The organism is Streptomyces sp. NBC_01618 (genome assembly GCF_045209435.1).
Lineage (GTDB): Bacteria > Actinomycetota > Actinomycetes > Streptomycetales > Streptomycetaceae > Streptomyces.
On record NZ_CP109297.1, the window covers coordinates 2,045,796 to 2,067,935 of the forward strand.

Genomic DNA, 22,140 nt, shown 5'->3' on the forward strand with positions numbered 1-22,140 from the left:
GCCAGCGCTTACGACGACGGTGGCGGTCCCGGAATCCGGGCCGCCACCGTCCGTTCTGCCGATTCCGTCAGGTTTTAGCTGAAGGAGTCGCCGCAGGCGCAGGAGCCCGTGGCGTTCGGGTTGTCGATCGTGAAGCCCTGCTTCTCGATGGTGTCGACGAAGTCGATGGAGGCGCCGCCCAGGTACGGAGCGCTCATCCGGTCGGTGACGACCTTGACGCCGTCGAAGTCCTTCACGACGTCGCCGTCGAGGGAACGCTCGTCGAAGAAGAGCTGGTAACGCAGGCCCGAGCAGCCGCCGGGCTGGACGGCGACGCGCAGCGCCAGGTCGTCACGGCCTTCCTGCTCCAGCAGGCCCTTGACCTTGGCTGCGGCGGCGTCGGACAGGAGGATGCCGTCGCTCACGGTGGTGGTCTCGTCCGATACGGACATCTGCTTCTCTCCCGGGTTGTACGGAGACTGCTTGCCGACGTTGCAACCGTCGGGACCACGGATTCATTCCGGGCCGAGCGCTTGCCTGTTCCATTCATGCTCGCACACCGGCCACCCGGCGGTATGCGTCACATCGACACTATGGACATCGTCAAAGTGACGTGAACCGGATATGATAGATAACGTCAATTAGACGAAAAGGCTTTCCGCAGAGAAGAAAGGGTGCGTGACGTGACCACGGCCCACCCCGTCCAGGATCTCGACGTCCAGCCGACGCCCCTCGCCCTGCTCCTGCTCGGCCGCGAGGCCGACCCGAAGAGCGAGCGCGGCGTCGAGTGTCCCGGCGACCTGCCCTCCCCGTCCGACCCGGACCTGGTGGAGCGTGCCCGCGCGGCCAAGGAGAAGCTCGGGGACAAGGTGTTCGTCCTCGGCCACCACTACCAGCGCGACGAGGTCATCCAGTTCGCGGACGTCACCGGCGACTCGTTCAAGCTCGCCAGGGACGCGGCGGCACGCCCGGAGGCGGAGTACATCGTCTTCTGCGGCGTGCACTTCATGGCCGAGTCCGCGGACATCCTGACCACCGACGACCAGAAGGTCGTGCTGCCGGACCTGGCCGCCGGCTGCTCGATGGCCGACATGGCCACCGCCGAGCAGGTCGCCGAGTGCTGGGACGTACTGACCGAGGCCGGGGTCGCCGAGCAGGTCGTACCCGTCTCGTACATGAACTCCTCCGCCGACATCAAGGCCTTCACCGGCCGGCACGGCGGCACGATCTGCACCTCGTCCAACGCGAAGCGCGCCCTGGAGTGGGCCTTCGAACAAGGCGAGAAGGTTCTCTTCCTCCCCGACCAGCACCTGGGACGGAACACCGCGGTCCGCGACATGGGGATGACGCTGGAGGACTGCGTCCTCTACAACCCGCACAAGCCGAACGGCGGCCTCACCACCGAGGAGCTGCGCAACGCCAAGATGATCCTGTGGCGCGGGCACTGCTCGGTGCACGGGCGCTTCTCGGTCGACTCCGTCAACGATGTGCGCGAGCGCATCCCGGGCGTCAATGTGCTGGTGCACCCGGAGTGCAAGCACGAGGTCGTGGCGGCGGCGGACTACGTCGGCTCGACGGAGTACATCATCAAGGCCCTGGAGGCGGCCCCGGCCGGCTCGAAGTGGGCGATCGGCACCGAGCTGAACCTGGTGCGCCGCCTGGCGAACCGGTTCGCGGCCGAGGACAAGGAGATCGCCTTCCTCGACAAGACGGTGTGCTTCTGCTCGACGATGAACCGGATCGACCTGCCGCACCTGGTGTGGGCGCTGGAGTCGCTGGCCGAGGGGAACCTGGTCAACCGGATCGAGGTCGACCCCGAGACGGAGAAGTACGCGAAGCTGGCGCTGGAGCGGATGCTGGCACTGGCGTAGCCGGTTCCGTGCCCCGGGAGGGCCGGACAGGCCGATTATGTCCCGTCCGGCACTGGGACACCCCTCCCGTACCTACGCTGCTGTACCCACAGCTTGCACAGGTACGGGGGATGGGCCGCATGACACAGCGCAGCAGGGTCGACGACTTGGTGGTTGTCGTGCCGGGCATTCTGGGCAGCCGGCTGGCGGACGCGGACGGGCACGAGGTCTGGGGGCTCTCCGGAAAGGCGCTGCTGCGGGGCATCCGGACCTTCGGGAAGTCCGTCAAGGGACTGACTCTCCGCCCCGATCTGGGCAACGAGCACCCCTGCGACGGCGTACGGCCCATCGGGCTGATGCGTGATCTGCACTCCCTGCCCGGTGTGTATATGCCGATCGACGGATACAACACACTGCTGGACTGGCTGGAGCGGAGCTTCACGCTTCGACGCCGCCTGCCGGGCGACGAGGCCGACGCCCCGGTCAACCTGATCGACTTCGCCTACGACTGGCGGCTCTCCTGCCGCTACAACGCGGACCGGCTGGCCGAGCGGGTCGACGAGGAACTGGGGCGCTGGCGGGGGTCCCGAGCCGACCGGCGGGACGCCAAGGTCATCTTCCTCTGTCACTCCATTGTCGGCAGGTTCGGATATTCAGGCATGCGGAATAGGGGCAGCCGCTCCAGCTCGACCTGGCCGCGATGCCGCAGAAGGCACAGAGGGCCACAGCCCGCTGTCCTTCGGGCTACTGGGTAGCGTCGCCCTGGTGAATCTCAACCTCTTCAACGATGTGCCTGATGGCTTGACTCGACGAGCCCGATCGTTCGTCCGCGCGCACGGCGTCAAGGTCGATGTCCGGCCCGTGGAGGGGCACAGGCAGTGGTGGCTTGAGCGAGGCGTCCCCGCAGCAGCGATCGACCGAATGGCGGCCTACCAGGAGAGATGGGGTGGTCTGCTCCTGCCACCCGCATCGCAATACGACGGAGGCCCCAAGTACCTCGATCCGGACTCACCCGAATCAGACTTTGCAGGGTGGTGGTTCGAGGCTGGGATGCAACGGACCGCGGTCACCTACTCATTCATGATCAGTCCGTCTGGTGAGTTCGGAATCCACGCAGATGGGTGGGCACCTCTCCACGCGACCATCGAGGGCTGGGTGGAATCGCTCGCCCTGGCCCACCACGCATCCATGTGGGCGAAGCAGGTCACCAAGCTCGTCGGCGATGACGTCGACGGCATCGAGCTGAACGGCTACGAGCTGGTGCACGAGGTAATGGGCCTTGCTGACACCTGGTGGAGAGGTTCTGACTCTCTGGTGGCGCTCTATACCGGGGAGGCCAAGTCCCTCGGCTTCCCCGGAGGCCGCATCGCGGTGATCTACTCGGGGCTTGACGAGTGGGGGCTGCGAGGAGGCGTCGAGGCAGGCGATAGCTGAGATCGCTTGGGAACGACCAAGTCCCCGGTGCTGTTTCGTGAGTGAGGTTCGCCCAGCCATCGAGACCGTGGTCCAGAATGAGGGCATGGACGTCCCTGAACTGCTGGAAGCGGCTTCCCTGCTGGTTCCTGAGGAGATCGCCACCGAGAACGACATCACGGTGAACGACATCTGGGACTACCTCACCAAGGACGAGTGGGAAGTGGCCCTCGGGCTGTTGGAAGAACTCGGTGATGTCCACCCGCTTCCGTTCAGCTTCTGGGAATCCCTGGCCACCGCAGCCGAACAGATGCGACTTGAGGAGAGCGCGGCCTGGTGCCATTGGCGCGGCTACGAGACCCGCAACGGGATCATCCGAGCCGACCTCACCCTGCGCCCGGGCACTGAGGCACGACGGCAGACGCCGATCTCCGGCGCCGGCGTTCTACGGCCGATGTGGAACATTGGAAACCGGACCGCGACTGGCGAACCAGCTCTCAGCATCGCCCTACTTTGGGTGGAGCTCACGCCCTTCCTGGAACCCGGTGGGCGAGCCTCGGTACGGCTGGCTCCTCTTGATCCCTCGCAGTGGCAGCACCTTCAGCCCAACCAAGTGATCACCATGCACGAGGACCGATCCGTGGCAGGCACGGCGGTTGTCCTGGAGGTTCATCGACCTACGGCCACGCCCAGTCCATAAGATCGGGCGCCTTCGGCTCATGCCGTTGATGCAGAGAAGGTCCAGCTCCATCAGCGCCGTACCGGGGCCGGAGACGTCCTGGACAGGTTCGGGGTACTCGGTGCCCTCACCGCCGACCTTGCGGACGATGGTGGCGTGCTTGATGTAGCCGCTCTTGCCCACCTTCCCCGCGAGTGTCGGCAGATTCGGATATTCGGATGTGCGGAATAGGGTCTGGGCCGTGACGTATTCGCTTCCTTCCAAAGCCCTGAACGACTTCCTCATGACGCTCCACCCAGGTGACGTCGTTGCAGGGGTGGTTGCCGGGATCGAGAACTTCGGAGTGTTCGTTGATCTCGACGGGTCTCCGGAAGCATCAGCGGGGTTCATCCCTCCGCCGGAGCTGTCATGGAGATGGATCTCTTCTTGTCACGAAGCTGTGTCACTGGGCCAGCGCGTGACCGCCGAGGTCTTGGCCCTGGATACCGAGATGCGTGGTCAGGCGGTGCTGTCCCTGGTAGCTCTCCAGCCGAATCCATGGAGCCTCTGGGCTGATCGCGCCGGCAGCGTTATCCGGGGCCGGGTCACGAAGCTGGTCCCGTTCGGGATCTTCGTGAGGCTCGATGATGGGATAGCAGGGCTGGTGCATCGCTCCGAGCTACCACCAGCAGGGCCGGAACAGGCGGTTCGTATCGGTGATGAGATGACTGTGCGAATCACTGAGGTCGATGTACCTATGCGGCGTATCCGTCTATCACTCGCAGGGACGGACCATGTCGGGGCGGGCTCTCGGACCGACGCGCCGCCGTGTAGGCGGCCCTGACGGCTCCCGCAGCCCACCGTTCGGAGCGCCGGGCGGGGCAGCTGGTTCAGCTCGACTGAGCCGGGGGAGGCGCAAAGTGGCCGGCAGGCCCCGCCGAATCCTGTAGCAACGCCCACGTTCGCTTCCTGCAGTCGCCGCATGGCCACCGAGGACGAGAACCCAAGTCAGCCCGACATCACTGCGATGCTCAAAGGCCAGACCAGTGCCTGCAAGGCAGCACGCGACGCCATCGCCGCCGGCGGCGAGGTAGTGCTCTACGGCGGACAGCCGCCACAGTGGATGGTCCTTGGCATCGCTGCGACAAGGCTGAGACGGTCGTTGAAAAACGGCCTGACGACCCTCGGCCTCGACGAGACCGTTGAGATCCTCCGCGCTCGGCACCGCGACGAGCAACTGCGTACCGGCAACATCGTCGCAGCAGACCGGTCCTGGCTGTTCACCCTGTACTTCGACGCCACCGGGACCGAGCTCCTGGCGTGCAGCGGCGTCAAGAACGAGCGTCCCTCGCGGGGGGGACGGTCAGAAGCTCCAGCTGTAGAGGCCGCCACCCGTGTTCACCGCAGACGCTGCGAGGCGGGCAACGCCCTGCAAGACCGCCAGTAGATCATCGTCGGTCATGTCGTCGCCGTCCTCAGACCAGAGCCGCGTAATCCAGCGGCCGGCGAGCTCTTCGAGTTCGGCGGAACTCGCTTTGGCGAACGCTCGAGTCAGCCGCTTCGGCAGAGCGAACACCTCAACGCCATCGTTCAAGGGGGCGGCGACCCACTCCGGCCACGCCCACCCAAGGAGCTGCTCAAGCGGCGGGACCTCGGCCGAAGGCGCCTCGAAGTACATGTCCCACTCGGCGATGGCGCTGTCCGGCTCAATAAAACGGCAGGTCACAGACTCAAAGTCCTCGCCAGGTCCCCGCCGGCACGTCGCAGCGGCCGCCTCGTCGTCGGGGGCGAGGAAGAACACTATGTCGTGGGCCATCCGAGCATGATGGCAGCCCGCCGAGCAGACGGGGTGCTGGGTAATCGGTCTCATCCGTCTGATCGGCGGGCCACCTCGGCTGCGTATGCGGTCCTGACGGCCCCGGCGGCCCAGCGCTCGGCAGCTGTGGGGCTGATGCCGAGCAGGCGCTGAAGGACCGCGGGCGGCATCTGTGTGCAGAGATCAAGCAGGGCCGCGCATCGTCCGGCTTCGGTAGGGAGTCCGATCTTGCGGAGGCGCCGGCTGAGCTGTTTGCTGCCCAGTGGCTGGCCAGGTCTCTGAGTCGGAAAGAGCCAGGGTGCGTTGAGGTCGTTCGACATCACGGTGTGCTGGTGGTCGTTGGCGATGTCGACGAGTTGGAGGACCAGGCCGTCGAGGGGTGGTGGCAGCCTAAGCGGGGTCCCGTTGAGACGGAGGGCGACGCCGTTCTCGTCGTGGATGACGTGTGCCGTGGTCAGTCGGCAGGTCCGCGCGGGGTACTGGCCATAGAGCAGGACCATCAGCCCGGCGATGCGGTCCTTGGTCTCGATGGAGTCGTCGTTCAAGAGCCGCCGGGCGGTCGCCCAGCGTTCGTCGGTGTCGAGCGGGCGGTGGAAGATCCGCCGCGGCCGGGCCGGGATACTGATTCCGGAGGTGAACTTGCTGCGGACCGCCCATCGGACGAACGGTCCCGCGTCGTAAGGGCTTTGATGGTTCTCGGAGGTGAGCCAGAGGTCGACGAGGGGCTGTCGGCAGGTCGCCAGGGTTTCCCCGTGCCCCTTGATCCAGGTCAGGAAGGCGATGGCCTTGGCGATCTGGGCCTGGGCGATGTCGCTGGTGTAGGCGGAGATCGGTTTGCCGCGGGCTCGTCGCCGGATACGTGCGATGCGGTCCCAGCGGGCGTAGGCGGTGATCAGGCGGCGGTCTTCGGGAACAGCGCGCCCTCACCGCCGGGGACGCCGAGGCCACCTGCCCGTTCTGCACACCGCCCCCGGGCATCTGCCCGAGGCCCATTTCCTGATCCGTTCCGAGGAACGCCCCGCCCCCCGGGCCAGCCGCTCAAGCCTCGCTGGTACAAGAGCAGTGCTCGGCTGCGTAAGCCACGGTTTCCTCGTCCTCCGCAAGCGTGAGCCCGGCCTCCAGCCGCTCTCCCCGGCTCGTGGCGATCCGCAAGGTGTCCCGCAGCGACTCCGCGAGCCGTACACCGGCGAAGCGCAACTCCCGCTCCCCCGCTGTGGCTTCAGCCAGCAACTCCCTTGCCTCGGTCAGTACGTACTCGGCCGAGTCGAGCAGATCCGCTTCCACCTCGTCGGCCAACCGCGACATCCGGCTGTCCGGGTCGTCGGTGCTCAGGTAGCACGGCGCCCCGCTCTGATTGACCCACGGAAGCAACCGCATGGGCCGCCCCTTCGCATCGAACATCATGTCGTCACTGTCTCCGTTCGAGGGGCTCCATGGCGCCCGGCCGCACACGCTGGTTACCGTGTGTGCCGCAATCGTCGCGTTGCGACGGGTCGCACCAACAGGGTTGCTCTGTCCCGGCGTTGAGAGCGGGACACACGGAAGGCACGCACCATGACGTTCAGGCCTCAGCCCCTCACCCCGTATCTCTCCGCCCGCCACTACTTCGGCTCCGAGCAGCGCCGACACCGCGAGCGCGCGGATCTCTCCCTCGTACAGCTGGCGGACATCCTGAACTCCAGCAAGAGCACGCTCGCCCGGATCGAGACGGCTGAGCTGATGCCGCCGCCGGACATCCCAGGGAGGCTCGATGCGGCGTTCGGCACGGACAAGCACTTCCACGGGCTGTACGAGCTGGCCAAGAAGGAGATCCATCCGGACCAGTACCGCCGGTACATGGACTTCGAGTCCAGAGCCGAAGTCATAGAGCAGTACGGGGCGCAGGCCCTGCCCGGTCTGTTCCAGACCGAGGCGTACGCGCGCGAATTGCTGCGCTGCCAGGAGGACCTGAGCGAGGCCCAAGTCGAGGAGCGCGTCATGGCCCGCATGTCGCGGCAGACGAGGCAGAGTCGAGGCTCGCCGCCCTTCCGGTGGGCAATCATTGACGAGTCCGTACTACGACGGAAGGTCGGTAATCGCGCATGCATGTACGAACAACTGGCCGCGCTGTTAGGCCTGGTGAATACTCCGAACAGTAAAGTTCAAGTGATGCCGTTCAACGCGGGGCCACACCCGCTCATGGGCGGCGCGCTGACTCTGCTGACGCTCACCGACGGCACCACAGTGGCCTACGAAGAAGGCATCCGGGCCGGTCACCTCTATGAGGATCCGGACGTGGTGAAGAAGTGGCGGCGGCAGTACGAGGTACTGCGGGCCAACGCACTTTCACTGCCCGAGTCGGCGCACGTGATCCGGACGGCTATGGAGGACTACACATCATGCGACACACCCCCGAGCTGAGCACCGCCCGCTGGCGCAAGAGCAGCTACAGCAACACCAACGGTGGCGAGTGCGTCGAGATCGCCGACGACTTCCCCGGCATCATCCCCGTACGCGACAGCAAGAACCCCACCGGCCCCGCACTTCTCATCCCCACCTCTGCCTGGAACGACTTCATCGCCTCCCTCAAGTAGGGCGCGAGAACAGCAGAACGGCCTGTCCCACGCTCCCGCGCGGGACAGGCCGTTCCCGTTTTTACCGGCCTACCGAACCGACTACACGCCCGACGGCTCCGCCGTGCGCGTCTCGTCCGACTCGGCGGACTCGGCCTGCGCAGGACCGCCAGCCTTCTTCGCCCGCTTGATCGCCTTCTTCTTCGCGCGGCGCTCCTTGCGGAGCTCCACCATCGCGTAGAGCGTCGGCACGAGCAGCAGGGTCAGCAGGGTCGAGGTGATCAGGCCGCCGATCACCACGACGGCGAGCGGCTGCGAGATGAAGCCGCCCTCGCCGGTGACGCCGAGCGCCATCGGGAGCAGCGCGAAGATCGTCGCGAGTGCGGTCATCAGGATCGGGCGGAGCCGGTGACGGCCGCCCTCGACGACCGCTTCGACGACGCCCATGCCCTGCGTGCGGTACTGGTTGATCAGGTCGATCAGCACGATGGCGTTGGTGACCACGATGCCGATCAGCATCAGCATGCCGATCATCGCCGGTACGCCCATCGGCGTACCGGTGACCAGGAGCAGTCCGAGCGCGCCGGTTGCCGCGAACGGGATGGAGACCAGCAGGATCAGCGGCTGGATCAGCGACCGGAAGGTCGCCACCAGCAGCATGAAGACGATCGCGATCGCGGCCAGCATGGCCAGGCCGAGCTTCAGGAACGCGTCGTTCTGGTCCTCGGAGACACCGCCGATGGTGGCGGTGGCGCCGTCCGGGAGCTTCAGGGCGTTGATCTTCGTCTGGAGCGCGGCGCTGACCGCACCAGTGTTGTCACCGGTGGGCTTGGCGGTGATGGTCGCGGCGCGCTGGCCGTCGATCCGGGTCATCGAGACCGGTCCGGGGACCAGCTCGACGTCCGCGATCTGGCCGAGTTCGACCGGGCCGAGCGAGAGGTTCTTCAGCTCCGCCATCGTGGTGGCCGGGTGGGCGGACTTGATGACGACGTCGCGCTCGGTGTCGTCCATGATCGCCTTGCCGGACGGGGTGCCGCGCACCGCTCCGGCGACGGCCGCGCCGAGCGTGGCCTGGTTGAAGCCGGCGTCCGCGGCCTTGGCGTTGGCCTTGACCGAGATCCGCGGGACGCTCTGCGCCAGGTCGCTCTGGACGTCGGTGACGTCCTTGAGCTTGGCCACCTCGGCCCGTACCTCTTCGGACGCCTTCTTCAGGACGTCCGCGTCCGCGGCCTTGACCACGACGCTGAGGTCCTGGCTGCCGAAGCCGCCGTCCGCCGAGATGGTGATGTCGCCGATGCCGTCGAGCTTGCCGAACTCCGCTTCGAGGCGCTTCTGCGCGGCCTCGGAGTCGCCCGCGTCCTTCAGGGTGATCTGGTACGAGGCCTGGTTGGAGCCCGTACCGCCGCCGAAGGCCGCCATGAAGCCGGAGGAGCCGACGGTGACCTGGTAGTCCTTGACGCTCTTGTCGCCGGCGAGGACCCTCTCGACCTTCTTGGCGGCCTCGTCGGCGGCCGCCAGGCTGGTGCCGGGGGTCAGCTCCTGCTTGATGGAGAGGACTTCCTGCTCGCCCTGGTCGAAGAAGTTGGTCTTCAGCAGCGGGGCCATGCCGAAGGTGCCGAGCAGCACCACGACGGCGATGGCGATGCTGGTGATCCTGCGCCGGGTCGCGAAGCGCAGCACCGGGACGTACAGCCGCTGGAGCCGGCTGCGGGCTTCCTTCTCCTCGGCCTCGCGGCGGGCCTTGTCCGGGTCCTCGGCGGTGCCCTTGGGGGCGCGCACGAACCAGTACGACAGGACGGGGACGACGGTCAGCGAGACCAGCAGGGAGGCCAGCAGGGCCGCGGTGACGGTCAGCGAGAACGAGCCGAAGAGCTCACCGACCATGCCGCCGACGAGACCGATCGGCAGGAAGACGGCGACCGTGGTGAGGGTCGAGGAGGTAACCGCGCCGGCCACTTCCTTCACCGCGGTGATGATCGCCGACTGGCGCTCCTCGCCGTAGCCGAGGTGCCGCTTGATGTTCTCCAGGACGACGATCGAGTCGTCGACGACTCGGCCGATCGCGATGGTCAGCGCGCCGAGCGTGAGCATGTTGAGCGACAGGTCGCGGGTCCAGAGCACGATCAGCGCGAGGACCACGGAGAGCGGGATGGAAACCGCGGTGACCAGGGTCGAGCGCAGCGAGGCGAGGAAGACCAGGATCACGATGACCGCGAAGAGGAGACCCAGCGCGCCCTCGGTGGTCAGACCGGAGATCGCCTTGGAGACGGCGGGGCCCTGGTCGGAGACGACGGTCAGCTCGGCGCCGGCGCCGAGGTCCTTGCGGAGGTCGGGGAGCTTGTCCTTGACGGCGTCCGAGATGGCGACGGCGCTGCCGTCCTTGTCCATCGTCGCCACGACGGCGAGGCTCGGCTTGCCGTTCGTACGGGTGATGGAGACCGCCGTGGAGGGCTCCTGCTTCACCGTCGCGATGTCACCGACCCGGACCGGCTTGCCGGTCTTGCCCGTCGCCGGGTTCTGGCCGGAGAGTCGCAAGTCCTCGATCTGCTTCAGGGAGGTGAAGGCGCCGCCGACCTGGACGGTACGGCTCTTGCCCGACTCGGAGAAGGAACCCGCGGGGACGGTCGCGCCGCCCGCCTGGAGCGCCTGGGCGAGCGAGGCCGCGTTCAGTCCGGCGGCGGCGAGCTTCTTGTCCTCGGGGGTGACGGAGACCTGGAGGTCCTGCACGCCGTCGACGGAGACCTGGCCGACGCCGTCGATGTCCTCCAGCGCGGGGACGACGGTGCGGTCCAGCTGGTCTGCGAGCGCCTGCTGGTCCTTGCCGGAGGTGACGGCGAGCACGACGGTCGGGATGTCGTCCGTCGAGCCGGCGACGACCTGCGGGTCCACGTCGTCGGGAAGCTGGACGCGGGCGCGGTTCACCGCCTGCTGGATGTCGGCGACGAGCTGCTTGGTGCCCTCGCTGCCGAAGTCGAAGGACGCCATGATGACGGCGTTGCCCTCGCTGGCGGTCGAGGTGATGCCGGTGACCCCGTCGACGGCCTTGATGGAGTTTTCGAGCGGCTCGACGACCTGCTTCTCCACCACATCGGGCGACGCACCCTGGTAGGGGGCGAGCACCGACACCATCGGGAGTTCGATGGTGGGCAGCAGCTGCTGCTTGAGCTGCGGGATCGCGATCGCTCCGAATACGAGGGCGACGATCGAGATCAGTCCGATCAGGGCCCTTTGCGCGAGGCTGAATCTGGACAGCCAGGACATGGGTGGGTCTCTCTTCTGTGGCTTGAGCGGCAGATGGGCGGGTAGCTGGGGACAGACCCGGCACAGCTACACGATCACCCATCCGCAAGGCCGGAGGCGTCGGCCCGAGGTCGCTTTCTTATGCCGCGCATACCGCAGGTGGAGTACGCCGAATCTCCACCCTTCACTCCACCCTGGGGCGCACCAGGCCCGATTCGTACGCAATGACCACTAATTGGGCCCGGTCCCGTGCGCCGAGCTTCGCCATCGCCCTGTTCACATGCGTCTTGACGGTGAGCGGGCTGACGACGAGACGTTCGGCGATCTCGTCGTTGGAGTGGCCGCCCGCGACCAGGACCAGCACCTCGCGCTCGCGGCCGGTGAGCGCGTCGAGCCGCGCGGAGTACTCGGCGGTGCCCGGCCCGGCACCGTCCGAACTGCCGCCCTGCGCAAGGAAGGTGGCGATCAGACCCTTGGTCGCGGCGGGCGAGAGCAGCGCCTCGCCACCCGCGGCGATCCGGATGGCGTTGAGGAGTTCCTCCGGTTCCGCCCCTTTTCCGAGGAAGCCGGACGCCCCGGCCCGCAGCGACTGCACCACGTACTCGTCCACCTCGAAGGTGGTGAGCATGACGACCCGTACGTCCGCCAGTTCAGGATCGGCGCTGATCATGCGGGTCGCGGCGAGTCCGTCCGTACCGGGCATCCGGATGTCCATCAGCACCACGTCGGCGCGGGTCGACCGGGCGAGCTCCACGGCCTGTGCGCCGTCCGCCGCCTCGCCGACCACCTCCATGTCGGCCTCCGAGTCGACCAGCACCCGGAACGCGCTGCGCAGCAGCGCCTGGTCATCGACGAGCAGCACCTTGATGGGCGGTGTCATGCGTTCTCCCCCGTCCGGCCCACCGCGCCCGGCTCCTCGGGCTCTGCCGTACGGGCCTCGACGGGCAGGATCGCATGGACCCGGAATCCGCCCCCGTAGCGGGGGCCCGCGGTGAGGGAGCCGCCGAGTGCGGTGACGCGTTCGCGCATGCCGAGGAGACCGTGGCCGCCGCCGTCCCCGTTGTGGCCGCCCCCGCCCGAGCCGTTGTCGATGACGGTGATCTCGGCGGTGGCCCCGACCCGTACGACGCTCACCTCGGCCTTCGCGCCGGGGCCGGCGTGCTTGCGCACATTGGTCAGCGCCTCCTGGATCACCCGGTACGCGGCCAGGTCGACGGCCGCGGGCAGCGGGGGCCGCCGGTCGGTGCAGGCCACCTCGACCGGGAGACCGGCCCGTCGGACGGTGTCCACCAGTTCGTCGAGGACGGCGAGGCCCGGGGCCGGTTCGGTCGGCGCCTCCGGGTCACCGGACTGGCGCAGCAGCCCGACGGTGGCCCGCAGTTCGTTGAGCGCGGAGCGGCTGGCCTCCCGGACGTGGGCCAGTGCCTCCTTGGCCTGGTCGGGGCGCTTGTCCATGACGTGGGCGGCCACCCCGGCCTGGACGTTGACCAGGGCGATGTGGTGGGCGACGACGTCGTGCAGATCGCGGGCGATCCGCAGCCGCTCCTCGGCGACCCGGCGCCGGGCCTCCTCGTCGCGGGTGCGTTCGGCCCGTTCGGCGCGCTCCCTGATCGCGTCGACGAAGGCGCGCCTGGAGCGGACGGCGTCCCCCGCCGCGCCGGCCATCCCCGTCCAGGCGAAGACGCCGAAGTTCTCCTGGCTGTACCAGGGCGCCCAACCGAAGAACATCGCGGCGGCCGTCAGCACGGCCATGGTCACCAGCCCGACCCGCCAGGTGGTGGACCGATCGGTGCGGGCGGCGACCGTGTACAGCGCGATGACGGTGCTCATCACCACAGGTGTGGGCGGGTCGAATCCCACCAGTTCGACGACCGTCAGCCCGGCGGTGGCCACGAGCACCGCCATGGGTTTGCGCCGCCGCCAGATGAGCGCCACGGCACCGAGCACCATCAGGAGCACGCTGCCCGCCTCGTGAGCGCGAGTGCCGAAGGAGGGCCCGTCCGGTGCGCCCGGGTGGACGAACGAACCGATGATCATGGCCACGAGTACGGCCAGGGCGAGCGCGGAGTCCAGCGCGAGGGGATGGTCGCGCAGCCAGTGCCGGACGCGCAGAACCCCGGTTCCGAGGGTGGTCACGTCAAGCTACGTTACGGCGTGTCGCGCGGCGATCGGTCCGAGTCCTACGGAGAAACCGGTCGTATCGGTCGTACCGGTGAACGGAGAAGCGCCGAAGCGCAGCGGACACGACTGTGCCCCGTGTCCGGCGGACCGGACACAGGGCACAATGCACCGGCTCGTGCGGGTGCTCGCGGGTGCGTGTAAATGCGGGTGCGTGTAAATGCTGGAGTGCAAGCGGCGTCAGCCGGGGATCAGGCCGTCGTCCCGGAGCATGGCGCGCACCTCTTCGAGGGTCGATTCGGACGACGGCAGGATCAGCTCGGAGGGCTCCAGGGAGTCGTCCGGCAAGGGTTCACCGAGTTCGCGCACCCTGGCGAGGAGCGCGTGGAGAGTGGAGCGGAAGCCGGGGCCGTCGCCGCTCTCCATCTCGGCGAGCAGTTCGTCGTCGAGCTCGTTGAGTTCGGCGAGATGGCTGTCGGCCAGGGCGACCTGGCCCTCCCCCATGATCCGTACGATCATGACGCTGCCTTAACTCTTGTCGAACTTGTGCGGGGACTGGGACGACTGCTGCTGCGCCGCGTCCTGCGGGCCGCCCTCGATCGCCTGCTGCTGGGTGGGGCCGCCGGCCAGCTCGGCCTTCATGCGCTGCAGCTCCAGCTCCACATCCGTACCACCGGAGATCCGGTCGAGCTCGGCGGCGATGTCGTCCTTGGCCGTACCCGTCGGGTCGTCCAGGGCGCCGGAGGCGAGCAGCTCGTCGATCGCGCCCGCCCGGGCCTGCAGCTGCTGGGTCTTGTCCTCGGCCCGCTGGATCGCCAGGCCGACATCGCCCATCTCCTCCGAGATTCCGGAGAAGGCCTCGCCGATCCGGGTCTGCGCCTGGGCGGCGGTGTAGGTGGCCTTGATGGTCTCCTTCTTGGTACGGAAGGCGTCGACCTTGGCCTGGAGCCGCTGGGCCGCGAGAGTGAGCTTCTCCTCCTCGCCCTGCAGCGTGGTGTGCTGCGTCTCCAGGTCGGTGACCTGCTGCTGGAGTGCGGCGCGCCGGGACAGCGCCTCGCGGGCCAGGTCCTCGCGGCCGAGCGCGAGCGCCTTGCGGCCCTGATCCTCCAGCTTGGACGACTGGCCCTGCAGCTGATTCAGCTGCAGCTCCAGCCGCTTGCGCGAGGTCGCCACATCGGCGACACCGCGGCGCACCTTCTGAAGCAGCTCCAGCTGCTTCTGGTACGAGTAATCGAGGGTCTCGCGCGGATCCTCGGCCCGGTCAAGGGCCTTGTTTGCCTTCGCGCGGAAGATCATCCCCATACGCTTCATGACACCGCTCATGGGCTTCGCGCGCCCCCTTCTGACGGACTGAGCTCCAGCACTCCAACAGAACCCACAGTACGGGCCCTGCCTCTATTACCGCACTGTTCGAGCACAGATGTGCTCCTCCCCAAGGACGACTGCACCCGGTCACCACTCCGGCCCAGGGAGTAGGTGGCGGTCGGGGAGACCGGCGGCGTCCACCGTGCGGAACACCCGGGGACACCTGCGAGGACGCGGGCCGTTGCCGGATCGTTCCCGACCGGCCTGGGGCCATGGGAAACGAACCCGTACCCTTGGGCCTTGTGTTCCGTAGCCGTTCGAAGGAAGAGAAGGCGTCCACCGGCAAGGTGACGGCCGACCTCTCCAAGCAGCCCCGCGACCCGCAGGCCCCCAAAGGTCGCCCCACCCCCAAGCGCAGCGATGCCCAGTCGCAGCGCCGTCGCGCCTCCAGTGGCGCGCCGCTCGATCGCAAGGAGGCCATGAAGCGGCAACGCGAAGCGCGCCGTGTGGACATGGCCAAGCAGCGTGAGGCGCTCGCCAGTGGCGACGAGCGCTATCTGCCGGCGCGCGACAAGGGCCCCGTGCGGCGCTTCGTCCGCGACTACGTGGACTCGCGCTTCTGCATCGCGGAGTTCTTCCTGCCGCTGGCCGTGATCATTCTGATCCTCAGTGTGATCCAGGTACAGAACATCCAGACCATCTCGCTGCTGCTCTGGCTGATCGTGATCGTGCTGATCGTCATCGACTCGATCGGTCTCGCGTTCCGCCTGAAGAAGCAGCTGAACGCGCGCTTCCCCGATACGCCGAAGCGTGGCGCGGTCGCCTACGGCCTGATGCGTACGCTTCAGATGCGTCGGCTCCGGCTGCCGAAGCCGCAGGTCAAGCGCGGAGAGCGGCCCTGAGTACGGATGCCTCCGGCTCGGTCGGCGGTCCGTCCGCCGACCGGCCGGACCGCGCCGTCCCTGTCGCCGCTCCCGTCACTGGATTCTCGGGAGCCTCCTCGGTGTGGTTGAAGGGGCTCGGCGGACTGCGCAACACGGTCCGCCAGGAACTGGTCGCGCGCCAGCTCGACGAGCAGATCGCCGCCCGCTTCCCGGTGGGACAGCGGCTGCGCATCCTCGACGTCGGCATGGGCCAGGGCACCCAGGCGCTGCGTCTGGCCAGGGCCGGACACTCCGTGACGGGGCTGGAGTCCGATGCCGAGATGCTGCGGGTGGCCCGTGAGTCGCTCTGCGGGGAGCCCGCGGGCATCCGCGAGCGGGTCCGGCTGATCGAGGGCGACGGCCTGGACACGGGGGTGCACTTCCTGCCCGGCAGCTTCGACGTCGTGCTGTGCCACGGTGTGCTGATGTATGTCCGGGAGCCGGACGCGATGGTGGCCGGTCTGGCCCGGATGCTGGCCCCGGGCGGGCTGCTCTCGCTGCTCGTACGGAACGCCGACGCGCTGGCGATGCGGCCCGGGGCGGCCGGGGACTGGGACGCGACGCTGGCCGCGTTCGACACGGACACGTACACCAACCGGCTGGGCCTCACGGTGCGGGCCGACCGGCTGGACGCCCTGACGGCCACGCTCGCCGGGATCGCGGCGCCCCTGCATGCCTGGTACGGGGTGCGCGTCTTCACGGACAACGTGAGCAACGACGTGGAACTGCCGGCCGCCGACGAACTGGAACGACTGCTGGCCGCGGAGGACCGGGCCGGGCGGACGGACCCGTACCGCCGGGTGGCCGCGCTGCTTCATCTGTGCGGGGTGCGGGGCTAGAGGTCTGTCCGGCGGATCAGGGCCGGACAGGGCGCGGCGTCTGGTGCGGTGCATCGCAAGGCGCCGGAGCGTCCTAAGGTGGGGTCTCCCCTGCTCGAACAGAGTTGAGAGCTTGGGGAAGGAGCTATTCGGTCGTTTCGGCAACGCCGCGAGGTGCCGTGCCGGACGCCGCGACCCCGGCCATGATCCGCCGGACAGGCCCTAGAGGTCTGTCCGACCCTGATCCGCCCGGCGGTCCCCAGGAGGGCGCCGGAGACTCGGCCCGAGCCGGTCGGTCTTACCCGACCGGCCGAATCCAGCGGGCCGCGGAGAGCCGCGAAAGCAACAATCCGGGCATGGATGCATTCCACTCCCCCAGCCATATACGCCGGTTGCTGCTGCCTCTGACCGCGGGTTTCTGTGCGGTCGCCCTGGTGAGCGGCTGTTCGGACACGGGCTCCGCTTCACCCAAGACCGGTCCCACCGCCTCGGCCTCCGCCGCCCGGACCGGGGGTGATCTGCAGAGCGAATACCAGGCCGTGATCAAGAACGTGCTGCCGTCGGTCGTTCAGATCGAGACTTCCAGCGGTCTGGGCTCCGGCGTCGTCTACGACTCCAAAGGCCATATCGTCACCAACGCCCATGTGATCGGCAGCGACACGACGTTCAAGGTCACCGTCGCCACCGGCGAGAAGGTGCTGAAGGCCTCGCTGGTCGCCTCCTATCCGGAACAGGATCTGGCCGTCCTCGAGCTCGACACCGCCCCGGACGGGCTGAAGCCCGCGAAGTTCGGCGACTCGGAAAAGGTCGAGGTGGGACAGATCGTGCTGGCGATGGGCTCGCCGCTCGGACTGTCCTCCAGCGTCACCCAGGGCATCGTCTCGGCGCTCGGCCGGACCGTCAGCGAGAGCCGGGCGGGCGGCGGCACGGGCGCGACGATCGCGAACATGGTGCAGACCTCGGCGGCGATCAACCCGGGCAACAGCGGCGGTGCGCTGGTCAACCTGGACAGCGAGGTGATCGGCATCCCGACGCTGGCGGCGGTCGACACGCAGATGGGTGACACCTCGGCGCCCGGCATCGGGTTCGCGATCCCCGTCTCGATGGTGAAGACGGTCGCCGATCAGATCATCAAGAGCGGCAAGGTCACGGACTCGGGCCGGGCGGCACTGAACATCACCGGGCGCACGGTCGTCGACCAGAACTACCTGCCGGCCGGGGTGGCGCTGGTCAGCGTGACGAAGGGCGGCGCCGCGGAGAAGGCGGGGCTGCGGGCCGGCGACATCATCACCAAGATCGGCGATCAGCCGGTCATGACGATCACGTCCCTGTCGCAGGCACTGGCCTCGGACAAGCCCGGCCAGAAGGTCGGCGTGACGTATCTGCGCAACGGGGCGGAGAAGACGGCGCAGGTCACCCTGGGTGAGATCTAGGGTGAGATCCAGGGCGGGATCCAGGGTGAGATCCTGGGTCTGTCCGGACCTGATCCGCGGGACAGACCCAGGATCCGTGACCGGCAACCGTCGCCGGTCACGGCCGTACGGGCAGAGACTTCGACGTAATGGGCCGCAGCCTCGGCCTTACGGGCAGAAACGTCGACGTACGGGCCTGGGGCCTCGGCCGTACGGGCTCAGGAGCCTCAGGCCGTGAGCCCCGAACCCGTAGCGCCGACGCGCGCCGGAACGCGGGAATTCAGCCCTCGTCGGCCTGGAGGCTCATGGGGCCGTAGATCTTGGTCGTGTCCTCGAAGAGCGTCACCTGGTCCGCCCCGCCGTCGAGGAGTTCCTTCCAGTACTCGCCGATCCAGGACTCCGCGTCACCCTGCGTAGTGAATTCCTCCGGCTGCAGGGTCGGCTCCGTCTCCGTACCGTCGGACTTCTCGAACCGCCACGTCCATGCCATGTCCGCCTCCTGGGTCGCTTGGCTGCCCGCAGCCTAGTGCCTACGACCAGTGCCGGTACGGGCCCTGCGCCCGCCCGGACGCCCCCCCAAGTCGCGCACCGGTTGCTCGGACGCGGGAGGATCGGAGTCGTGGAACTGACTCTGCTCGGCACCGGAGCCCCCGACGGGCTGCCGCGCCCCGATTGTCCCTGCGCCGCCTGCGCCGCCGCCCGCGGGACGGCCTCGCGGGCCGCGACCGCGCTGCTGGTCGACGACGCGCTGCTGCTCGATCTCACCCCGGGCGCCGTGTTCGCCGCGGCCCGCGCGGGGCATTCGCTCACCGGCGTACGGCAGGTGCTGCTCACCCATCCGCACGACGGGCCCGCCGTGGAGCTGCCCCCCGGGCTGCCTTCGGCGGGACGGGTGCCGGACGGGCAGGAGCTGACCCTGATCAGCGGGCACCGGGTGCGGGCGGTGGCGATGGACGCGCCGGGCACGGGCTACGAGGTGAGCTCGCCGGAGGGCGTGCACCTGCTCTACCTGCCGCCCGGCGCCGCACCCTCCGGGCTCGCGGACCGGGCACCGCGGCCGTACGACATGGTCGTCGGCGACGTGGTCGGGCGGCCGGACGCGGTGGCACGACTGCGGGCCGTCGAGGCGATCGGGCCCACCACCGAGATCATCGCCGTCCATCTGGACCATGACGCTCCGCCCGGCGCCGAGCTGGGCCGGCGGCTCGCGGCGGCCGGCGCGCGGACCGTGCCGGACGGGACGACGCTGGTGGTGGGCGGGTACCACGCGGTGCCGGAGGTACCCCGGCGCACGCTGGTGACGGGCGGCGCCAGGTCGGGGAAGTCGGTGGAGGCCGAGCGGCGCCTGGAGACGTTCCCCGAGGTGGTGTACGTGGCGACCGGTGGCGGCAGGGAAGGGGACGCGGAGTGGGCGGCCCGGATCGGGCTGCACCGGGAACGCAGGCCCGCCGCCTGGCGCACCGAGGAGACCTGTGAGCTGGTGGAGCTGCTGGAGTCGGACGGGCCTGCGCTGCTGATCGACTGTCTGTCGCTGTGGCTGACGGACGCGATGGACCGGGTGCACGCCTGGGACGACGCGGCGTGGGCGGGCGACGGCGGGAACGCACTGCGGGAGCGGACCGCCGAGCTGATCGCCGCGGTGCGCGGGACGCGGCGCACGATCGTCGCCGTGACCAACGAGACCGGCTCGGGCGTGGTGCCCGCGACGGCTGCCGGGCGACGGTTCCGGGACGAACTGGGCCGGTTGAACGTCGCGTTCGCCGACGAGTGCGAACAGGTGCTGCTGGTCGTGGCCGGACAGGTGCTGACGCTGCGCGGCTGACCGGGCCGCGCGAACGACGACGCGGGAACGACGACGCGGGAACGACGACGCGCGAACGGAACACGACAGGAACGCGATCGCGGGAACAGGAGGAGCGGACATGGCACGTATGCGACCGATGTTGAGCGGGGTTCCCGAGACCCTGCTGTGGACGCTCTACAACCGGGCGTACGAGGCGGGGCAGCGCTATCCGGTGCTGGACGATCCCATGGCGCTCCGGCTGATGAAGGATCTGGACTACCCCTTCGAGGAGCGGTTCGGGCAGCCGAACGCGTTCCACTCGCAGGCCCAGGGGCTGCGCTCCCGCTGCTTCGACCTGGCCGTGCAGGAGTATCTCGCCCCCCGCCCGCAGGCCACCGTGGTCGCGCTCGGCGACGGCCTGGAGACCGGTTTCTGGCGGGTCGACAACGGCCGGCTGAACTGGCTGAGCGTGGAGCTCCCGGAGGTCGCCGAGCTGCGGCAGGCACTACTGCCCGCCTCCGGACGGCTGCGCACCCTGTCCTGTTCGGCGACCGATCTGTCCTGGCTGGACGAGATCGAGGACCCGGAGGACCGCGGCGTGGTCGTCACGGCGCAGGGGCTGCTGATGTACCTGCCCCCCGCGGAGGTACGGAGGATCCTGGCGGCCTGCGCCGAACGGCTGCCCGGCGGCGTCCTCGTCCTGGACACGATGGCGCGCTGGCTGGCCAGGGGCACGGTGACCGGCAAGTCGAAGGTCGGCGGGATGACCATTCCGCCGATGCGCTGGGCGATGAACCCCGGCGAGCGGCACAAGCTGCGCAGTGCGCACCCGGCGATCACCGAGGTACGGGCGCTGCGGCTGCCGCGCGGGCGGGGTGCGATGGGCGAGCTGATCCGGCTCCAGTCGCTGCTGCCGGGGCTGCGCACCCTGACGCCCGCGATGACGCAGCTGCGGTTCGGGTACGGATCCTCGCACTGACCGGGTGTCAGAAACGCTGCGGGTACTGTTCCGCAGTGAGCCCGCCGCCGGGCTCGCCGGCCCACTCCACGTATCGACCCGCGAGGCAGACCCCCGTGAATCTGGACGACTTCTCCGACCTGATCGAACGCCCCGACGGCGGCGTACGGCGCGACGCCGAGGAACGCCGGGAGCGCCTGATCGTTCCCCCCGGCGCCCTCGGCCGCCTGGACGAGCTGGGCGAATGGCTCTCGGCCGCCCAGCAGTCCGTACCGGTCAAGGCGATCGCGCAGCCGCGCGTGGTGCTCTTCGCCGGTGATCACGGGGTTGCCGAACTGAGTGTCTCCGGGCGCGCGGCCGGGAGCGCGTACGAGCTGGTGCGGGCCACGCTGGACGGCGCGACTCCGCTCGCCGTGCTGGCCCGTCAGTTCTCCGTACCGGTACGGATCGTCGACGCCGGACTGGACTGCGACCCGGAGCTGCTCCCGGAGCCGGTGGTACGTCACCGGGTGCGGCGCGGCACCGGCCGGATCGACATCGAGGACGCGCTGACGGCCGAGGAGGCCGAGCGGGCGGTACGTCTGGGGATGGCGATCGCCGACGAGGAGGCCGACTCGGGCACCGATCTGGTGGTGCTCGGCGATCTGAGCGTCGGCGGTACGACGGCCGCGGCCACGCTGATCGCGGCGCTGTGCGGCACGGACGCGTCGGTGGTGACCGGGCGCGGTGGCGCGGGGATCGACGATCTGGCGTGGATGCGCAAGTGCGCGGCGATCCGGGACGCGCTGCGCCGGGCCCGGCCGGTCCTCGGTGATCAGCTGGAACTGCTGGCCACGGTGGGCGGCGCGGATCTGGCGGCGACGACGGGATTCCTGTTGCAGTGCGCGGTGCGCAGGATGCCGGTGATCCTGGACGGTGTGGTCTCGGCGGCCTGTGCGCTGGTGGGTCAGCGGGCGGCCTTCCGGGCGCCGGACTGGTGGCTGGCGGGTCAGGCGAGCGGCGAGCCGGCGCAGGCCAAGGCCCTGGACCGGATGGCACTCACCCCCTTGCTGGACCACGGCGTCATCGTGGGAGAAGGAAGTGGGGCATTGCTCGCGCTTCCGCTCGTTCGGGCCGCTGCCGCGCTGGCGGCGGAGCTGCCTGAACGCCCACCCGTCGCCGACGAGAAGGACGGCGCCGGCGAAGCGGACGTGGACGGCGACGCGGACGGCGAAGAGGACGGCGACGCGACCGACGGCTGACGGACCCGGCACGGCTGCGGCCCGCCGGACACCGGCCGCAGCACGGTCCCCTCATAGGGCGCGATGCACCATAT

The 22,140-nt window shown here is 68.9% G+C and carries 24 protein-coding genes; 14 read left to right on the forward strand and 10 right to left on the reverse strand.

The window, feature by feature from the left end; translation table 11 throughout:
• Positions 1–74: 74 nt before the first annotated feature.
• Positions 75–431 (reverse strand): iron-sulfur cluster assembly accessory protein, encoded by a 357-nt coding sequence (locus tag OH735_RS09675; protein ID WP_030933606.1) that lies wholly within the window; start codon positions 429–431, stop codon positions 75–77.
• A 222-nt stretch (positions 432–653) separates the two neighbouring features.
• Here OH735_RS09675 and nadA point away from each other — a divergent pair, with 222 nt between their 5' ends.
• From nadA to OH735_RS09705, 6 genes are all read left to right on the forward strand, one after another.
• Entirely contained in the window at positions 654–1,850 is a 1,197-nt protein-coding gene (gene nadA, locus OH735_RS09680; protein WP_406380978.1) for a quinolinate synthase NadA, read from the forward strand.
• A 119-nt stretch (positions 1,851–1,969) separates the two neighbouring features.
• Positions 1,970–2,584, forward strand: a complete 615-nt coding sequence (locus OH735_RS09685) for a hypothetical protein (protein WP_406380979.1) — start codon at positions 1,970–1,972, stop codon at positions 2,582–2,584.
• A 10-nt stretch (positions 2,585–2,594) separates the two neighbouring features.
• Entirely contained in the window at positions 2,595–3,263 is a 669-nt protein-coding gene (locus OH735_RS09690; protein ID WP_406380980.1) for a hypothetical protein, read from the forward strand.
• An 85-nt stretch (positions 3,264–3,348) separates the two neighbouring features.
• The gene (locus OH735_RS09695) at positions 3,349–3,942 is read left to right on the forward strand and encodes a hypothetical protein (RefSeq protein WP_406380981.1); all 594 of its coding nucleotides are present in this window, start codon (positions 3,349–3,351) and stop codon (positions 3,940–3,942) included.
• A 220-nt stretch (positions 3,943–4,162) separates the two neighbouring features.
• Entirely contained in the window at positions 4,163–4,744 is a 582-nt protein-coding gene (locus OH735_RS09700) for a S1 RNA-binding domain-containing protein (RefSeq protein WP_406380982.1), read from the forward strand.
• A gap of 138 nt (positions 4,745–4,882) precedes the next feature.
• Positions 4,883–5,347, forward strand: coding sequence for a hypothetical protein (locus tag OH735_RS09705; protein ID WP_406380983.1), 465 nt, complete (start codon positions 4,883–4,885; stop codon positions 5,345–5,347).
• Here OH735_RS09705 and OH735_RS09710 read toward each other — a convergent pair.
• The 3 genes from OH735_RS09710 to OH735_RS09720 all read right to left on the reverse strand — a co-directional run bounded on the left by OH735_RS09710 (position 5,264) and on the right by OH735_RS09720 (position 7,120).
• Positions 5,264–5,716 (reverse strand): hypothetical protein, encoded by a 453-nt coding sequence (locus OH735_RS09710; protein ID WP_406380984.1) that lies wholly within the window; start codon positions 5,714–5,716, stop codon positions 5,264–5,266. The two genes, OH735_RS09705 and OH735_RS09710, sit on opposite strands and share 84 nt — an antisense overlap.
• 50 nt (positions 5,717–5,766) lie before the next feature.
• A complete protein-coding gene (locus OH735_RS09715) occupies positions 5,767–6,261 on the reverse strand; it encodes a hypothetical protein (RefSeq protein ID WP_406380985.1) in 495 nt (164 codons plus the stop codon).
• Positions 6,262–6,754: 493 nt separating this feature from the next.
• A complete protein-coding gene (locus OH735_RS09720) occupies positions 6,755–7,120 on the reverse strand; it encodes a hypothetical protein (RefSeq protein ID WP_406380986.1) in 366 nt (121 codons plus the stop codon).
• Between the two features lie 150 nt (positions 7,121–7,270).
• Between OH735_RS09720 and OH735_RS09725 the strand changes: the two genes are divergently transcribed.
• Both OH735_RS09725 and OH735_RS09730 read left to right on the forward strand, forming a co-directional pair.
• On the forward strand, positions 7,271–8,116 hold the full coding sequence (locus tag OH735_RS09725) for a Scr1 family TA system antitoxin-like transcriptional regulator (protein WP_406380987.1): 846 nt from the start codon (positions 7,271–7,273) through the stop codon (positions 8,114–8,116).
• On the forward strand, positions 8,095–8,289 hold the full coding sequence (locus OH735_RS09730) for a DUF397 domain-containing protein (protein ID WP_406380988.1): 195 nt from the start codon (positions 8,095–8,097) through the stop codon (positions 8,287–8,289). The genes OH735_RS09725 and OH735_RS09730 overlap by 22 nt, the downstream gene beginning before the upstream one ends.
• A gap of 81 nt (positions 8,290–8,370) precedes the next feature.
• On the opposite strand, the gene OH735_RS09735 is transcribed toward OH735_RS09730, so the two are convergent.
• The 5 genes from OH735_RS09735 to OH735_RS09755 form a co-directional block, all read right to left on the reverse strand.
• Positions 8,371–11,529, reverse strand: a complete 3,159-nt coding sequence (locus OH735_RS09735; protein WP_406380989.1) for an efflux RND transporter permease subunit — start codon at positions 11,527–11,529, stop codon at positions 8,371–8,373.
• Between the two features lie 163 nt (positions 11,530–11,692).
• Complete coding sequence (locus tag OH735_RS09740; RefSeq protein ID WP_406380990.1) at positions 11,693–12,388, reverse strand: response regulator; 696 nt, start codon at positions 12,386–12,388, stop codon at positions 11,693–11,695.
• Positions 12,385–13,644, reverse strand: a complete 1,260-nt coding sequence (locus OH735_RS09745) for a sensor histidine kinase (protein WP_406380991.1) — start codon at positions 13,642–13,644, stop codon at positions 12,385–12,387. The genes OH735_RS09740 and OH735_RS09745 overlap by 4 nt, the downstream gene beginning before the upstream one ends.
• 222 nt (positions 13,645–13,866) lie before the next feature.
• Entirely contained in the window at positions 13,867–14,145 is a 279-nt protein-coding gene (locus tag OH735_RS09750) for a hypothetical protein (RefSeq protein ID WP_406380992.1), read from the reverse strand.
• A gap of 9 nt (positions 14,146–14,154) precedes the next feature.
• On the reverse strand, positions 14,155–14,937 hold the full coding sequence (locus tag OH735_RS09755) for a PspA/IM30 family protein (RefSeq protein ID WP_384462077.1): 783 nt from the start codon (positions 14,935–14,937) through the stop codon (positions 14,155–14,157).
• Between the two features lie 296 nt (positions 14,938–15,233).
• Between OH735_RS09755 and OH735_RS09760 the strand changes: the two genes are divergently transcribed.
• The 3 genes from OH735_RS09760 to OH735_RS09770 all read left to right on the forward strand — a co-directional run bounded on the left by OH735_RS09760 (position 15,234) and on the right by OH735_RS09770 (position 18,105).
• On the forward strand, positions 15,234–15,833 hold the full coding sequence (locus OH735_RS09760) for a DUF3043 domain-containing protein (protein ID WP_406386493.1): 600 nt from the start codon (positions 15,234–15,236) through the stop codon (positions 15,831–15,833).
• Between the two features lie 101 nt (positions 15,834–15,934).
• The gene (locus tag OH735_RS09765) at positions 15,935–16,693 is read left to right on the forward strand and encodes a class I SAM-dependent methyltransferase (RefSeq protein WP_406380993.1); all 759 of its coding nucleotides are present in this window, start codon (positions 15,935–15,937) and stop codon (positions 16,691–16,693) included.
• Positions 16,694–17,028: 335 nt separating this feature from the next.
• Positions 17,029–18,105, forward strand: coding sequence for a S1C family serine protease (locus OH735_RS09770; protein WP_406380994.1), 1,077 nt, complete (start codon positions 17,029–17,031; stop codon positions 18,103–18,105).
• Between the two features lie 259 nt (positions 18,106–18,364).
• On the opposite strand, the gene OH735_RS09775 is transcribed toward OH735_RS09770, so the two are convergent.
• Positions 18,365–18,574 (reverse strand): hypothetical protein, encoded by a 210-nt coding sequence (locus OH735_RS09775; RefSeq protein ID WP_406380995.1) that lies wholly within the window; start codon positions 18,572–18,574, stop codon positions 18,365–18,367.
• 129 nt (positions 18,575–18,703) lie between these two features.
• On the opposite strand from OH735_RS09775, the gene OH735_RS09780 reads away from it, so the two are divergent.
• The 3 genes from OH735_RS09780 to cobT all read left to right on the forward strand — a co-directional run bounded on the left by OH735_RS09780 (position 18,704) and on the right by cobT (position 22,066).
• Entirely contained in the window at positions 18,704–19,906 is a 1,203-nt protein-coding gene (locus tag OH735_RS09780; protein ID WP_406380996.1) for a bifunctional adenosylcobinamide kinase/adenosylcobinamide-phosphate guanylyltransferase, read from the forward strand.
• Positions 19,907–20,006: 100 nt separating this feature from the next.
• Positions 20,007–20,846, forward strand: a complete 840-nt coding sequence (locus OH735_RS09785; protein ID WP_406380997.1) for a class I SAM-dependent methyltransferase — start codon at positions 20,007–20,009, stop codon at positions 20,844–20,846.
• A gap of 95 nt (positions 20,847–20,941) precedes the next feature.
• Complete coding sequence (gene cobT / locus OH735_RS09790) at positions 20,942–22,066, forward strand: nicotinate-nucleotide--dimethylbenzimidazole phosphoribosyltransferase (protein ID WP_406380998.1); 1,125 nt, start codon at positions 20,942–20,944, stop codon at positions 22,064–22,066.
• Positions 22,067–22,140 lie beyond the last annotated feature (74 nt).